General features: G+C 38.0%; 13 protein-coding genes, 3 pseudogenes and 1 riboswitch. Of the genes and pseudogenes, 12 read left to right on the top strand and 4 right to left on the bottom strand.

The window, feature by feature from the left end; translation table 11 throughout:
- Window positions 1–35 precede the first annotated feature (35 nt).
- The 5 genes and pseudogenes from BLV33_RS14425 to BLV33_RS14405 all read left to right on the top strand — a co-directional run bounded on the left by BLV33_RS14425 (window position 36) and on the right by BLV33_RS14405 (window position 4,884).
- Window positions 36–1,127 (top strand): glycosyltransferase, encoded by a 1,092-nt coding sequence (locus tag BLV33_RS14425; RefSeq protein ID WP_090792788.1) that lies wholly within the window; start codon window positions 36–38, stop codon window positions 1,125–1,127.
- A 29-nt stretch (window positions 1,128–1,156) separates the two neighbouring features.
- Window positions 1,157–1,429, top strand: a pseudogene (locus BLV33_RS14420) (sugar phosphate nucleotidyltransferase); the annotation flags it as partial.
- 406 nt (window positions 1,430–1,835) lie between these two features.
- Window positions 1,836–2,150, top strand: coding sequence for a YdcF family protein (locus BLV33_RS30790; RefSeq protein ID WP_171909160.1), 315 nt, complete (start codon window positions 1,836–1,838; stop codon window positions 2,148–2,150).
- 71 nt (window positions 2,151–2,221) lie between these two features.
- On the top strand, window positions 2,222–3,274 hold the full coding sequence (gene galE, locus BLV33_RS14410) for a UDP-glucose 4-epimerase GalE (RefSeq protein WP_090792780.1): 1,053 nt from the start codon (window positions 2,222–2,224) through the stop codon (window positions 3,272–3,274).
- Between the two features lie 500 nt (window positions 3,275–3,774).
- Complete coding sequence (locus tag BLV33_RS14405; RefSeq protein WP_090792777.1) at window positions 3,775–4,884, top strand: acyltransferase family protein; 1,110 nt, start codon at window positions 3,775–3,777, stop codon at window positions 4,882–4,884.
- A gap of 468 nt (window positions 4,885–5,352) precedes the next feature.
- Here BLV33_RS14405 and BLV33_RS30785 read toward each other — a convergent pair whose 3' ends face one another.
- Together BLV33_RS30785 and BLV33_RS14395 are read right to left on the bottom strand one after the other, a co-directional pair.
- Window positions 5,353–5,613, bottom strand: a complete 261-nt coding sequence (locus tag BLV33_RS30785; protein WP_090792773.1) for a tyrosine-type recombinase/integrase — start codon at window positions 5,611–5,613, stop codon at window positions 5,353–5,355.
- Window positions 5,571–6,074, bottom strand: a complete 504-nt coding sequence (locus BLV33_RS14395; RefSeq protein WP_090792770.1) for a tyrosine-type recombinase/integrase — start codon at window positions 6,072–6,074, stop codon at window positions 5,571–5,573. The genes BLV33_RS30785 and BLV33_RS14395 overlap by 43 nt, the downstream gene beginning before the upstream one ends.
- A 151-nt stretch (window positions 6,075–6,225) precedes the next feature.
- Between BLV33_RS14395 and istA the strand changes: the two genes are divergently transcribed.
- Together istA and istB are read left to right on the top strand one after the other, a co-directional pair.
- Window positions 6,226–7,746 (top strand): IS21 family transposase, encoded by a 1,521-nt coding sequence (gene istA / locus BLV33_RS14390; RefSeq protein ID WP_171909159.1) that lies wholly within the window; start codon window positions 6,226–6,228, stop codon window positions 7,744–7,746.
- Window positions 7,739–8,506, top strand: coding sequence for an IS21-like element helper ATPase IstB (gene istB, locus BLV33_RS14385; protein ID WP_171909158.1), 768 nt, complete (start codon window positions 7,739–7,741; stop codon window positions 8,504–8,506). The genes istA and istB overlap by 8 nt, the downstream gene beginning before the upstream one ends.
- Window positions 8,507–8,579: 73 nt before the next feature.
- On the opposite strand, the gene BLV33_RS30780 is transcribed toward istB, so the two are convergent.
- Both BLV33_RS30780 and BLV33_RS14375 read right to left on the bottom strand, forming a co-directional pair.
- Window positions 8,580–8,852, bottom strand: a complete 273-nt coding sequence (locus tag BLV33_RS30780; RefSeq protein WP_366414814.1) for a site-specific integrase — start codon at window positions 8,850–8,852, stop codon at window positions 8,580–8,582.
- 356 nt (window positions 8,853–9,208) lie between these two features.
- The gene (locus BLV33_RS14375) at window positions 9,209–9,592 is read right to left on the bottom strand and encodes a VanZ family protein (RefSeq protein WP_090792758.1); all 384 of its coding nucleotides are present in this window, start codon (window positions 9,590–9,592) and stop codon (window positions 9,209–9,211) included.
- A gap of 409 nt (window positions 9,593–10,001) precedes the next feature.
- Window positions 10,002–10,091: riboswitch (cyclic di-GMP riboswitch) on the top strand.
- Between the two features lie 265 nt (window positions 10,092–10,356).
- Here BLV33_RS14375 and BLV33_RS14370 point away from each other — a divergent pair.
- The 5 genes and pseudogenes from BLV33_RS14370 to BLV33_RS14350 all read left to right on the top strand — a co-directional run bounded on the left by BLV33_RS14370 (window position 10,357) and on the right by BLV33_RS14350 (window position 14,849).
- On the top strand, window positions 10,357–10,944 hold the full coding sequence (locus BLV33_RS14370; protein WP_090792755.1) for a hypothetical protein: 588 nt from the start codon (window positions 10,357–10,359) through the stop codon (window positions 10,942–10,944).
- Between the two features lie 157 nt (window positions 10,945–11,101).
- Window positions 11,102–11,215: pseudogene (locus BLV33_RS30085) on the top strand (UDP-glucose 4-epimerase); the annotation flags it as partial.
- A gap of 1,048 nt (window positions 11,216–12,263) precedes the next feature.
- The gene (locus BLV33_RS28830; protein ID WP_139305751.1) at window positions 12,264–12,464 is read left to right on the top strand and encodes a hypothetical protein; all 201 of its coding nucleotides are present in this window, start codon (window positions 12,264–12,266) and stop codon (window positions 12,462–12,464) included.
- Between the two features lie 491 nt (window positions 12,465–12,955).
- On the top strand, window positions 12,956–13,960 hold the full coding sequence (locus BLV33_RS29680) for a copper amine oxidase N-terminal domain-containing protein (protein WP_090792744.1): 1,005 nt from the start codon (window positions 12,956–12,958) through the stop codon (window positions 13,958–13,960).
- Window positions 13,961–14,138: 178 nt separating this feature from the next.
- Window positions 14,139–14,849: pseudogene (locus BLV33_RS14350) on the top strand (IS6 family transposase).
- Window positions 14,850–14,940 lie beyond the last annotated feature (91 nt).

Genomic DNA, 14,940 nt, shown 5'->3' with positions numbered 1-14,940 from the left:
TGCTGTCGTAGTTTTTTTAGGTTGGGAGATAAATAATGAAGACTATAAGTTACTATGTTTCTGACTATGGATATGGCCACGCTTCACGCAGTATAGCTATTATTCGAACGCTATTAGATAAGTACGATAATGTTCAATTTATCATCTGTACCTCTTTTCCATTAGGATTTATTCAAACATCAATTGAGAATAATTCCCGAGTTCGTTATCGTTATGTTAAGAATGATCTAGGATATTTATTAAAGGAATCATCAGTCGAAATCGATAAAGAAAGAATGATTTTTTTGTATGATAAGTATTTAGAATATGCATCTTCATACCTACAGCAAGAGGAATATTATCTTAAAGAAGAGAATGTCGATTTTATCATTTCGGATATATCACCTTTTCCCTTTATTGCAGGAAAAAAGTTGGGTTTACCAACGATAGGAATTTCAAATTTTACCTGGTATAAAGCTTATCAAGGAATTATTGAGGAAGATAAGCTTCAATTTCTAAAAGATGCTTATAATCAGATGGACTACTTCATACCACTAGCGGGTTCAAAAGAGCCTGAATGGGGGAAGATATTACACGAAGCAGAACATTATTTTTATAGAGGAATACGGAATAGTGAAATTAAAAGATTAAATGATGAGGTTCGTTCTAATGAATTTCAATTGATTGTATACTTTGGATTTGGAATGAAGATCGACATTGATGATTACTCTGGTTGGAAATTATGGGATCAAGAGCATGTACTTTTTATTGTATCAGAACATATGAATATTGATCGCCCTAATGTTATTCACATACCTAAAGACTATACTGAATCGCAGCATTACCTTGCGATTTCTGATCTTGTTATTTCCAAAGCTGGTTGGAGTACAGTCGGCGAAGTGGTCCAATTAAATAAGCCGTTTATGGTTGTTGATCGAAGCAATATGCAGGAGGATAGGAATACAATAAACTTTTTACAATCAATAGAAAGAGGCTACGTGATTTTATGGGATGAACTCAAAGAGCTAACTTTTAATGAAGAACTATTCCATAAAGTGCAAAGGTCAACAAGAGAGAGCGAGTATCCATCAAACCAAGAAATTTTAGATGGAATTGGAGACAGTATAGGTAAGGTCTTGAAGGAGTAAGCGGTAAATAGACTCGATTATAAGGTATTATGTTAGCAGGTGGTACTTGATTATATCCATATTACCAGTTTACGATAAACCAATGAATTACTATCCACTGTCAACTTTATTGCTTGTGGGAATACCAGATATATTAATCATTTCAGCTTCACATGATACTCCACATTTTGAGGCTTTATTAGGGGATGGTTCACAGTTTGGCGTAAATCTTGAATATAAGGTTCAACCGAGCCCGGATGGATTAGCCCAGGTTTTAATTGGTAAAGATTGGTGAAAACTACATTGCAATGATATTAGGAGAGGAAAAAACGGATTATAACTGAGTTAGGGCTGGAAGAAATATGTACAGTAGCTTGGCGCTGGTACTTGAATAATCCGAGTGTCATGAATGATCACTTTGTTTCGAGCATTAATAGAGGAATGTTAGTTGTGTTGAATGGTTACTAAGAAAGTATACGAGGGGTTGGGAATGGTATACAAATCGAAAGTTTATTTTTTTGTATTCTTTGTTTATTACTGTTTGCTATAGCAATATTGTTAGAGGGGCACTTTTTAGTACTAGACCAAAATCCTAAACGTTCTGATGTTATTATTGTATTAAGTGGCGGTGAAGGTAGGCTTGAAAAAGCTGTAGAACTGCTTCAAACTTGGTTACACTCCCTATGTAATGCATTCAAATGCAAATGAAAAATTGAATCAAATCGAGTCTTGTCTAGACAGAGCAATACAATTGGGAGTAGCTATAGTACCATTATTACAGAAGGGAAAGCGGACAGTACATACCAAAATGCAACTTACACGAAAGAACTAATGGGCCAGTTCAAGTTTAGAACAGCTATCGTTGTCACGTCTGATTTTCATATGAGGAGGGTAAAAAGAAACTGGAATCACGTTCACCTATTGTGCCGCCACAGTAATTACATTTCAAAGTTTTGGTGGGTGAATAAAAATAGCACGATTATCACTCTCGATGGTACAGATGCAAAGAGTGTATTACGACAACATAATAAAATTTTTAATTAATTCTTGTTTAGGGCTTGCTGAACCAACGAAAAGCTAGCAATTACAACGATTAGGAGAGAGGGATAAAGCTAATGGCCATACTAGTAACCGGAGGGGCAGGATATATTGGTAGCCATACCTGTGTTGAGTTATTAAATGTTGGTTATGAAATAATTGTGCTAGATAATTTATCCAATAGCAAAATCAAATCCATACATCGATTGCGTGAAATCACAGGTAAAAATATAAAATTTTATAACGTAGATTTACTAAATAGGGATAATCTAGAAGTTATCTTTTCAGATAACAAGATTGATGCGGTTATCCATTTTGCCGGGTACAAAGCTGTTGGCGAGTCAGTTGAGATTCCCCTCATTTATTATCATAACAATATTACTGGAACACTTAATCTCTGCCAGGTAATGCAAAAATACAATGTGAAGAGGTTGGTATTTAGTTCTTCGGCAACAGTATATAGTGTCAGTGTCAGGGAAGGCGCGCCAATATCCGAGGGATTTACACTTGGAGCCACTAATCCTTATGGACGTACGAAATTGATGATCGAGGAAATTCTACGAGATCTTTATGAGTCTGATAACAACTGGAGTATTTCCCTTTTGCGATACTTCAACCCGGTTGGTGCTCATCTGAGTGGTCGAATCGGAGAGGATCCCAACGGCGTACCAAACAATCTAATGCCATATATTACTCAAGTAGCAGTTGGAAAGTTAAAGGAGCTTCGAGTATTTGGTAATGATTATGCTACACCTGACGGCACAGGTGTGAGAGATTATATCCACGTAGTTGACCTTGCGCACGGACATTTAAAAGCTATACAAAAGGTCATATCAACTACTGGTGTGGAGGCCTATAACCTTGGTACGGGGAAAGGTTATAGCGTATTGGAGATGATCCAAGCCTTTGAACAAGTGTCTAACAGGAAGATCCCTTATATAACTGTCAATCGAAGATCAGGAGACGTAGCGGTATGTTATGCTGATCCATCCAAGGCAAAAAGAGAACTGGGTTGGTTTGCGGAGAGAGGAATCCAAGAGATGTGCGCCGATTCTTGGCGTTGGCAATTTAATAACCCGAACGGTTATGATGATGTTGAAGAGCCACTCCCTATTACAATAAATAGATAAATGGTAGGTTCATTCCTTTTGATTTGAAAAAAATGTCTGATTCCCTAAACATTAAGTGAAATCAGTATTATTAATACTAGCAAATAAAGTTTTGCCAAGTTCACCAGCAGCATCTTTCTGCATGTTAGGTAATAAATGTGATTAGGTATCAAGGGTAGACGCTCTGAAAATGCATTATTCCTTAGCAACAAGATGTATGTGTATCCCGTAGGTCATGAAACGATATCTTTGTAAGATTAGATTCATTAATTAATCTATACCAGGTTCTCATTAACATTCTGGATGTTATTTTTTTGCCCAACCGATGAACTGAAACGAATCAACACACCGACTCCTGCACCAACACCGCTTGCAGGATTCTAAAGTTAACGAATTTAGCGTCTAGGTCGAATAAATTTATAAAATGTCTGCATTAAACAACTTTGCTAGAGTATACTCCAAATGAATAATTAATTTGGAGGGCATAGTATGATGAAAGAAAGGGTTAAAGGTGTTTTTCTATGGGGGTAATTAGGCTACTATTAGCTCTTTCTGTTGTGGCCGCACACACTGGTCCATATCTAGGGGAATATTCGCTCGTGGGTGGCAGCACTGCTGTTGAAGCGTTTTTTGTCATATCCGGTTTCTATATGGCTTTAATTTTGAATGAAAAATATAAAGGAAGGGGATCTTACAGATTATTTATTTCTAATAGGATGTTAAAGTTGTATCCAGTTTATTGGTCAGTCGGTTTAATAACTCTTTTTTTATCTTTAAGCTCACTCATAGTATTAAAAAAAGGTGCTTCCCTGACCCCATATATTCAAAATTACGATTCAATGAGTATAACTTCTTTGATATTCTTGATTGTCACTAACATTATTATATTTGGACAGGACGCGGTAATGTTTCTACAGTTGAATCATGGTGATTTGGCTTTTACAAGTGATTTCACAGAATCATCTCCAATGCTTTTTAAATTTTTATTGATTTCTCCTGCATGGTCTTTAGGTACTGAATTATTGTTTTATTCCATAGCGCCTTTTATAGTAAGAGACATTCGGAAGATTGTCGTCCTGGTCTTTTTAAGTCTCATTTTGAAAGGATATATACTTTTCGGAATAGGATGGAATCATGATCCGTGGACCTATCGATTTTTTCCAACCGAATTAGCGTTTTTTTTACTTGGGGGATGTTCCTATTATTTTTTCTTAAAGTTAAAAGACATCGGATCAAGTAAAATGATTATGTATGGAAGGGGATCTTTTAGTATTGTAATTTTGTGTACATTAATTTACGAATTTGCTCCAATTCCAGAAATCTTGAAGCAAAACCTGTATATTCTTATTTTTGTAATTTGTATACCATTTATTTTCAAATGGAGCAGCAAAAATAAGATAGACAGAAATTTGGCCGAATTGTCCTACCCTGTTTATATTTCTCACTTGTTTATTATTAGCGTAATTTCAATTACAGGGTTGAATCAAAATAAAATGATTTTTTCGTTAGCAGTAGCTGTTACTTCGGTAATTTTTTCATTTATTTTGATTCGCTTCATAGTAAATCCCATCGAAAAATATCGTCAGTCTAGGGTTCAACGTCAACAAAAAATATTAAATTTAACAGCGTAATAATATGGACACCCATAGAGGTGTCTTTTTATTACGTTAACAAAGTTCATTTTTTGAGGAGGCGCCTCGGCTTTGACCAAAATTTAACCCAAATTCTCTTTTCATCATCACGATAAAATTGAATACCAATGAGTTTTAATGGGGTCCATATGTCTTGAAAATAAGGCATTATACAAACTTCCCGCACCTATTGCGATATCGTTGCAGGTGACTATGTTGGTTTATACCCCACACCAGACGCTAAAGTAGATACCTAGTCATTTGGTATTACGAGGAACTAGATACCTTAACAGTCAACAGCACTTCACCAACATTTGATCCGGATTACCACATGATGTTCGTTTATTATGAGATATCGCTCGGAGTTATGTACGGGGTCTTTTCTACAATATTGATCGGTCTAAGTGTATTTAAAAATTACGAAGTTATCTTTGATTTTCTAGGGAGTACTTCTTATTTCGCTTAAATTTATTCTATCCTTGAAAGTGGATGTTTCATTATAGCCTCTTTTAGTTGATTGGCAGAAGTGTGAGTATAAATTTCTGTCGTGCTAAGATGAGCATGCCCTAGAAGAGATTTCAATTGCAACAAATCCACTCCTTGTGAGTATAGTAGAGTTGCAAAAGTATGGCGCAATTTATGTGCACTAAAATGTTGCTGATCGATTCTAGCAACTTTTGAATATCTTATGAATATCTCATGAACAGTACGTTTATGGATTCTTTCCATGTTTGGTTTTTTGCTGTGAAAAATAACGGGCTGAATGTATAGCAATCGGCACCTAGAATACCCTTTCGATAATCAAGATATGATTTTAAACTTGATAAAAGTGGAGCTAAGATAGGAATTAGTCTTTCCTTACGTCCTTTACCAAATACTCTTATGATTTGATTACTCATATCCAAATCATGAATATCCAACCCCGTAAGTTCAGACAGACGCATTCCAGTATAAAGAAACAGTGCGATTATAGTGACATTTCGTTCTCTATTGATTGAGTTCCTTCGTACAATGTCGATAAATCTGTGACATTCTTCTACTGTTAGGTAGATTGGAAGCTTCTTTTCAAGTTTAGGCTTTTTTAAGTGGATAGTTGGATTCTCTGGTATCAAGGTTTCTTCAAATAAAAAAGAAAAAAATCCCCTAATGTGCGTATTCCGGTAACATCCGGACACCCATTCCGGCAGCATCCGGACAGCATTCCGGCAACATCCGGACAGCGTTCCGGTAACATCCGGACACTCATTCCGGAATGATCCGGACACCTTGTCGAGTTATGAAAATAACAGGTACTCTTTAATCAGACAGATTAAGGAGGCCAATCGATTGAGGAGGATGGAAATGTTAAAGGCAAGAGAGATTTTAAGATTGAAACATGAGATTGGCCTTTCCCTGAGAGAAATAGGACAAGCCTGCAACTGTGGGAAGTCCTCTGTTTCTGAAGTGTTGGGCCGGGCGGAAAAAGCAGGAATCCTATGGCCAATCGAGCTTACGGATAAGCAACTAATGTCCGCTCTGTATCCCCCCGTAGAAAGCAAGACACTCCCCCTCGAACCGGATATGGATTACGTATTTAACGAAATGAAGAAAAAAAGCGTCACGCTGATGCTACTATGGGAAGAGTACAAGCAAAAGCACCCCACCGGGATCATGTATAGCCAGTTCTGTGACCGCTATAGGAACTTTAAAAAGTACAATAAGATTTCTATGCACAAAGAACACAAAGCCGGCGAGGAAGTCGAGGTCGACTGGGCAGGAGACACCATGTCCTACGTCGAGCCAGGTACAGGAGAAATAAAGAAGGTCTATCTCTTTGTGGCCGTTCTACCGGCAAGCGCATATCCATTTGTTTATGCGTATGAAGATCAGAAAACGCCAAACTGGATCGATGCACATGTGCGGACCTTTGAATATTTCGGTGGCGTTCCGAAAGTAACGATTCCCGACAACACCAAGACGGCCGTGATTAAACCCGATCTGGTCGACCCTGTCCTAAACAAGAGCTACAACGAAATGGCCCGACATTACAGAACAACCCTTGTTCCTGCTAGGGCGGGTAGACCGAAGGATAAAGCAGCAGATGAGAATATGGTAGGCCTGGTGTCAAGAAGAATCATCGCTGCCCTGAGAAACACGCAATTTTTCAGCCTCTATGAGATCAATCAAGCCCTGTCGGAAGAATTAGTAAAGTTGATCCTTCGGCCCTTTCAGAAGATGCAAGGCAATCGATTGACAGCCTTTGAACAGATAGATAAACCTTGCTTACAGCCCCTGCCTGCCACAAAGTACGAATATTCCGACTGGAGAGAAGGTAAGATTCAGTTCAATTACCATATTGAATATGACCGGTTCTTTTACAGTGTTCATTACTCCTATGTTAACCAATCCTGTTCTGTACGAGCCACTTCCAGAGCAGTAGAAGTGTATGTCGGCAGTGAAAGGATTGCTGCTTACTCAAGAAATTACAACACATCAAAAAGGTATACAACGCTTCCGGAGCATATGCCAGAGGAGCACAAAGCGGTGTCCGGATGGAGCTCAGAGCGTTTCCTGTCCTGGGCTGAGAAAACAGGACCCCATACACGTGAACTGATTAAACAATTGCTGGAGAGCCGTGAATATCCCATGCAGACCTACAGGGCTTGTATGGGAATCATGCGGTTCGGCAAGAGCTACTCTGCCGAAATTATGGAACGTGCTAGCCGGGATGCACTGGATAAGAATACCTGCTCTTTTAAATATTTCAGTATGATCCTCAAACAAATGGCGGTACTGGTTACAACCATGAGCGATGAAAAAATCATTCAACATGACAATGTGCGGGGAAGCAGTGCTTACACAGGGGGTGGTTTCCGTGCTTAATAACCCCACCATTGAAAAGTTGAAAGACATGAAACTCAAGGTTATGGCTCAAATGTTGGACGAATCTGATGCTGCTTGGAGAGAACTCTCTTTTGAAGAACGACTCGGCCTCATGGTGGAGAAAGAATGGATGTCGAGAAAGAATGCCAGAATCAAAAGGCAATTATACAGCGCCTCTCTAGGTTTGAATGCATGCCTGGAGGATATCGATTATGCCGCCGATCGTACCATCGATAAAAAAACCATACAGACTCTGGCCACCTGTGCTTTTATGGAGCAGAAACTGAACATCGTGATCTCAGGGAAAACAGGAAGCGGTAAATCTTACCTTGCTTGTGCGTTCGGAAACAACGCTTGCCGAAAAGGGTATACCGTCAAATACTATAGAATCCCTGAACTCCTTCTTGAAATCCAAGAGGCTAAAAACGAACACAGGTATACATCATTTATGAAGCAGCTGCAAGGTGTGAAGCTGCTGATCTTGGATGACATCGGTCTTAAAGCATACACGTTAGAAGAAAGTCGTGACATCCTGGAAATAACGGAGAGTCGGTATAACAAAGCCTCCACATTGATCTCAGGACAGATGGCTCACTCTAAATGGTATGAATTATTCCCGGATCCAACGACAGCTGACGCCATAATGGATCGAATTATCCACAACTCATATATAATATCGTTGGATTCAAAGAAATCCATGCGGGAAGTAATGGCGGAAAAAACAATAAAATCTATTGAAAACAATAAAGCATTATCGTAAGATCAAATCACTCGACAAAGTGTCCGGATGTTTCCGGTTTACTGTCCGGATGCCTCCGGAAACGCCGTCCGGATCAGCCGGAATACGCACTAATGGATGAAATTTTGCGAGCACGCGCCGTAGAACTATTGTGTCTTTCTTCCTGAACATAATGGAGAAAGTATCTTAAATCTCGATGAGTGATTTGACTCCAATTTGTACGTTGTCGTCCCAGGACAAATTGCTCTAACAGATTTAGATCCATTTTGTATTCACCTATTGTTCGCTGCGATAAATTCTTCTCAACCTTTAGATACAGCAAATATTCTTCTAGCTCTTTTATTAAAGGCTCTTCCAATCCAAACACCGTCCCTTTATGTTTTAATTTATGACATATATATTTTATAGATACATCCGTATTTTTTATAATGTGAATATAAAAAAGCCTACCTGTATGGTAGGGTTGTAGTTATCTAATATATAGATATTAATACATTATTTTACAAATAAAATGTTTTTAGGATTGGGCCAGAATTGTTCATTTTTGTCTATTTAATTGTTCACAACAAATATTTGTTTGTTGAGCAGGGGAATAAAGTAAATAGAATTCAAACATAGGGTAGAGGATGCGAAGCAACTGTGACAAAATGTAAAGAGTCCTAAGTCAGAGGTAAGACTCAACAAGAAAAGACCCAGCTAGCTGCGCTAGTGTTTAATACTTCTTCAATATTTATGTGAAAAATAGGACAACAAAGCCCCCGTGGAATCAATAACTACATCATATAACCTTCCGTCTCGGGAAAAGAAAAGCTGCAAAATCTCAGTTGCAAAAGCAACTAAGATCGCAAAAATCAGCGCGTTTTTACGGTTTTCAAAACTGCCAAGAGCCAGTGCGCATAAAATTGCGAACAACGTAAAATGACCGGCTTTATAGAGGTACCAGTTGGATGAAAAGAGATACATATCATCCATTCTAAGAAGTTCAACAAAATGGGGATGTGGATCCAATCGGAAATATATCTCTAGATGGTGAATCAGCGCACTTTGGTCCAGTGTACACGTGCATATGAAAATAACCATGCACCAGAGCAGGGTCAGTAATTTCATAGATGATCTCCTTAACCCTACTCCATTATTTATTGATATAATTGAACCAACAAGCGGATTCAGTTAAAGATTGAAATCCACTAAATTTTCAAAATTTTATTTATCATATCATAAAAGCGCTTTAAATAAAATTATTCAGAATATTGTATCGGGTCTATTTAAAAACTTTGGGAATATCATATAAATAATTCATTTTCGATCGTAGTGTTTTCAAAGGAGTGGGGATGGTCAATCTGGGGAAATCGAGAGATTTGGGCTTTCAAAAAGGTTGCTTGTGGGGTATTGGCCTTTCCATTCCTCTTTGGTTTTTATTGATATACGTACTTTATAAAATTTTTTTCTAAAATTAATGCCAAAGCCTCTATATCTTTAATTAAAATTGGTATATATTAGAGTATATCGTCGAATCATACGATACTAGCAAAATCACTGAAAAGTGATCCGCGCAAAACTAAAGGGGCCTAATCGGTTTAAGCCGAAAAGCTAGCCAGTTGCCGAATATGAGGAGGAATGTTTATGTGGTGGTTTATTTTAGGTTGTTTTACAGGGTCGTTGGTTTCATTGCTTTTCATAAGTGTGGCTGTGGTATCAAAGAAAGCTGATTTAGCCATCGAAAGTCAAGTCTGAATGTGATAAAAGAGCATCCAAGCGGATGCTTTTTTAATTTTTATTAGCTTCTTGGATTTAGCAAATGGTATAATTACAGATGTAATTTTGTCGAATCATTGTATGGATGAAAAGTTCGTAGGAGGATTTTTTTCTAAATGACAAAGAAGATTGTAGTTACTATAAGTATTGTATTTCTGTTAGGTGTCGGATTATGGTATGTAAAAAATATAGTTAACGATAAAATTTATTCGAAGTTATCAGAATTGATTGTATCTCCAGAAGTTCAGAAAGAAATTGAAGCCGCAGCGAACTCTGAAACTGCAGCGAAAATTTTGCAAGATCCATCTTTAACTGTTCCTACAGACGTTCAAAATCTTACGAAGAACCTTCAACAGCAAACGGGGAGTGCTGATCCCAAGCAAGAGAAAGAAGCATCGCCTAACAGTAGTGATACATCTGCAGAAGGAACGTCATCCGTACAAAATAAACAAAAATCGGAAGTTGCAACTGCACCTATTACTGCACCCTTGCCTAACACCACTACACCGGTGATAAAAAATCGTTCCGAAGCTGTTCAATATGCGTTAAAAAAGTTTTCTGCTCAAGAAATTACTCACTATAGTTCACTGTATAAGGACCGTAATAATTTGACTCCAGAACAGAAACAGCAAATCAAAGCGGAAGTTTTATCAAGATTTACTCCTATAGAGCTCAAAGCATTACTAGCGGCGGCCAATCATTAGTTATAAAAGTTTAATATTCTTCATCGTCTTGGAGAGTGGATTATTATTACAAAAAAATATGAAAAAGACCAACCAGTAAACTCTGGATGACCTGAAGCAAGATCAACTCCAAAAAAGCATTATTTATTTTTTGAAATCATAAGCTCTAAAAGCAATGAAGAACAGTCTAGAAACTATTTTTTTAGATAACAAGATTGATGATGTTATCCATTTTGCCAGGTACAAAGCAGTCGGTGAATTAGTGCTGATTCCACTTAGTTATTATCATAATACATCACCGAAATTTCCCAACAGGTGCCTTTATCTTTTGCAAAAGAAGTTCGTTTCAAATAATCAGACCTCGCCCCGAGCCGATCGGGGCTATTTCTATTTAAATGGTCCGTAAATTTCGGGGAAATATGCGCATATATTTAGACAACAGACTTTTTAGGTGGTGATGGCATTGCGCATGCTTCGAATCATTTTTTATTTTGTGCTTCTGTTCATTCTTATCAAAATAACATACGATGCCCTGTATAGCCTTGCGTTGCTTATGGGATTTGATTCCTTGCCGAATAATCGTAACAGAATATTGGCAAGGGCACACGCGGAGTTATGGGCAATCAAATACACCACACTATTAGTTGTTGGTTTGATTGGATGTTTTTTCTTGGCGAATAAGAAGTAATCAGGAAATTCTGATTTAACATCTTAAATGAAAAGAAAAACATCATAGTACTCCCCATTTCGGATCACCATTTCTTAATACTGTTAGAAAAAAAGACGTTATAACATCTTGGAATCGTCTGTGCTTTTAAATTACTGAGTGTGGGCTCGAATTTACTAGCTTCGAACGAAATTGTGGTGTCGAAGTAGGCATCCAAAATGAGACGAATGACTTTAGGATGTTCTTTTTACAATATTTATTGTTAAGAATCGGTGTTAATCGACATATATAGGTATAAATACCCTGCTTGATATGCTATTATATATTTACACAATAACATATACAATTACCGATATTGCAGGTAACAAATCTACTACAGTAAGTACGGTTAGTGTAATAGAGCCAAAAGAAAATGAAGATGGGTCATAAAGGAAAAGATTCAAGTAAAAAAGGTAAATAAAATAATAATTTGCATTGTAAAAAAACTTCACGCAGTTGATGCGTGGAGTTTTTTTTGGAAGCGGAAATTGAACACTGAGAACAAACAGGCGTTTTAAACTCATTCGTCCAATCTCAATCAATCCTAGATTAACAAACAGTAGCTTTAATCTGTCGAATTGTGGTATTCTATGGAAAGTAGCGTCCAAAATGCGACATAAGATGGTGAATACAATTGAGAAAAATGAAATGGAAAAAATGGTTGATCTGGTCAGGTGTTTCTGTCGTTTTTTTAGTGATATTGAGTTTTGTAGGAATGAATATGGCGGTAACTTACTCGCTTAAAGTTATAGAATCTTCTTCAATTGAATCTTCACTTCCAACACCTAAAGAAACAACCCAATCAGATAGAATAATTGGCAATTTGAATCAATAAGGAAGTGAAAAAAATGATTCGCAGCTGGGCGTGATAAATGAAGTAAATAAACAGACTTTAAGCTCCACTCCAAATTTATCACCTGCTCCATCTGGCAGCACAGTTGCTCCATCCCCTAGCTCATCTCTCGCCTCTCCTTCTCCAATACCAAAAGGGCAGAGCTTCACCTATCAAGCAGAGGTTATTAAGGATATAGCAAAGGTAGTAGAAGACTCCATTACACTGAGAGAGAAGGTTGCCGTTACCTCAGTACTTTTGAATAAACTAAGTGCTTCGGATATGCAATTGTTTATACAGATGGCTAGTAAGGGCATGTCGATAGATGAAAAAAAGCTGCCAAAAAAGTCATTCTTGGGAAGCTTACCGAGAATGAATATAATCAATTGATTTAAATAGCTGCTAAATATGGTTTAATCGAAGGTATGCACTACAAGGAAAGTTTGAAAGAAAAATAATGTTGAATCTCTTACAAAAGGGCAAAGGTGAAATGAATGAAAAGTAAGATGAAAGTGATTTTGATCTTATTGTTAACAATGCTTATGAGTATGGCTTCGACAGCAGTGGCTGCGCAAAGTCCTACTTCAGTGGATGTCTACTTTGTGCCGGTGCATTTTACGTTCGACGGGAAGGAATATGCTCCTCCTGAGGGGCAGCGCAGCTTTATATATGAAGGCAGCAGCTATGTTCCTTTACGATTCGTTTCTTACTCCTTAGGTAAGTCGGTTCAATGGAATAGTGATACATATACCGTTACCATCGAAGAGCCAAGCAGTTCCGAATTGATTAGCATTAGTGAATATAAGTTGAACACAGAAGTTAAAAGCCAAGCCATTGGTAATGTAGATAAATCCAACTTAAAGCCAACATCCTTGAATGTATACAGGGAGAAGGTCGCGTATGTATTCGATGGCCAAGCCAAACAACCAACTGATCAACAGCCAGGCTTCATCATTGACGGCAGTCTTTACGTGCCTATCCGATTCTTATCAGAATCAGTTGGCAAGAAGATTGATTGGAACCCTGAGACTTATACCGTAGCCGCTGTAGTGAAGGAGGAAGTGAAGCCCCTTCCGAAAGAAACCAAGGATCCCAAAACAGAGGGTGCCCCTGCAGGTGGAGGCGTCGGTGGAGCTGCTCCTGGGGGGAGTGTAGGTGGCGGTGGCGGCGGAGTTGCTGGCGGTGGATCAAGTGTCAAACTGACAAATGAATCGATCACAGCATCGGCTGAAAGCCGGCTTCGTGCTTTGGAGAGCAGTTGCAGGAGTGACCTCAATGCGCTGGCTAGTCAATATCTAAGAACGAAAAATGCAGATTTAATCGTTCAGGGTAAAGCCAAGCTCAGCGCGTGTGATGCAAGTTTTCAAAACATCATTTCAGATGTTACTAGTCAATTAACTACAAATGGATATAGCACAGATATCATTCAATCTTATAAAGATGCCTATGCAAAAGCAAAGGATGACGCAATTGCCGAGCTTTTGAGACCCCGTCCTTGATCTGTTCGATTTCTCAAAATCCCGGGTACTAACGAAGATGTAAATGGCGACAGTGTAAGTAAGTTATTGCAACTTTCTTCTAGCATCCGATGATGGGATGCTTTTTTGGTTCTGGTGCAAAAATGAAATCGTGTGGTAACATAGATAAAAACCATGTGGATGTAAAGGAAACATATAGATGAATTCAGCGTCAAATTTATTCAAATGGAAACATTTTAATGCGGAAATTATTTTACTAACGGTAAGATGGTATCTTCAATATCGTTTAAGTTATCGGGATTTGGTAGAAATGATGTCTGAACGTGGCATTTCGATTTCTCATACAACGATCATGAGATGGGTACATCAATAAGCCCCTGAAATAGCAAACAGAGTTCGACCCCTTCTTAAACATTTGAATGACTCATGGCTTTGTGACGAAACCTATATCAAAGTAAAAGGTCAATGGACTTATCTTTATCGTGCTGTGGATTCAAAAGGTAAAACCATTGATTTTATGTTAAGTGAGAAGCGGGATAGGAAAGCCGTACAACGGTTTTTTCGGAAAGCTCTAGCCTTGGATCATGTTCAAATTCCAAGAGTGATTACCGTAGATAAGAACCCAGCCTACCCGGTTGCAATCGAGAATCTGAAGAAGAATGATAAACTACCTCAGGAAACGCAGATCAGACAGACAAAGTATCTCAATAACATCATAGAACAGGACCATCGATTCATTAAGAAACGAACGAACCCGATGCTTGGGTTTAAATCATTTCGAACTGCAAAGCAAACAATAACAGGAATTGAAACGATACATATGATCAAAAAGGGGCAAGTCGAATGTAATCATTCGTCGCCCCTTTTTGTCGTTCAACTCATCCATCAGTTGTTCGGTTTGATCACATAAAAAATAGTTTGACCTAACAGATCGTCTGGACTTTTTTAATTCTTGCAACAGAACCATTTGATATACTGATAAAAATTAAAGAAGTAGTAAA

The sequence above is a fragment of the Paenibacillus sp. GP183 genome, assembly GCF_900104695.1.
In the GTDB taxonomy this organism is placed as follows: Bacteria; Bacillota; Bacilli; order Paenibacillales; family NBRC-103111; genus Paenibacillus_AI.
This window is presented reverse-complemented; position numbering and strand designations above follow the sequence as displayed.

Excerpts from the sequence above, each read along its gene's own strand:
- BLV33_RS29680 (WP_090792744.1), top strand. The coding sequence starts at position 12,956 with ATGAAAAGTAAGATGAAAGTGATTTTGATCTTATTGTTAACAATGCTT.
- BLV33_RS14395 (WP_090792770.1), bottom strand. The coding sequence starts at position 6,074 with ATGCTGCCGGAATGGGTGTCCGGATGTTACCGGAATACGCACATTAGG.
- BLV33_RS14405 (WP_090792777.1), top strand. The coding sequence starts at position 3,775 with ATGGGGGTAATTAGGCTACTATTAGCTCTTTCTGTTGTGGCCGCACAC.
- BLV33_RS14375 (WP_090792758.1), bottom strand. The coding sequence starts at position 9,592 with ATGAAATTACTGACCCTGCTCTGGTGCATGGTTATTTTCATATGCACG.
- BLV33_RS14370 (WP_090792755.1), top strand. The coding sequence starts at position 10,357 with ATGACAAAGAAGATTGTAGTTACTATAAGTATTGTATTTCTGTTAGGT.
- galE (WP_090792780.1), top strand. The coding sequence starts at position 2,222 with ATGGCCATACTAGTAACCGGAGGGGCAGGATATATTGGTAGCCATACC.
- istA (WP_171909159.1), top strand. The coding sequence starts at position 6,226 with ATGTTAAAGGCAAGAGAGATTTTAAGATTGAAACATGAGATTGGCCTT.
- BLV33_RS30785 (WP_090792773.1), bottom strand. The coding sequence starts at position 5,613 with ATGGAAAGAATCCATAAACGTACTGTTCATGAGATATTCATAAGATAT.
- BLV33_RS14425 (WP_090792788.1), top strand. The coding sequence starts at position 36 with ATGAAGACTATAAGTTACTATGTTTCTGACTATGGATATGGCCACGCT.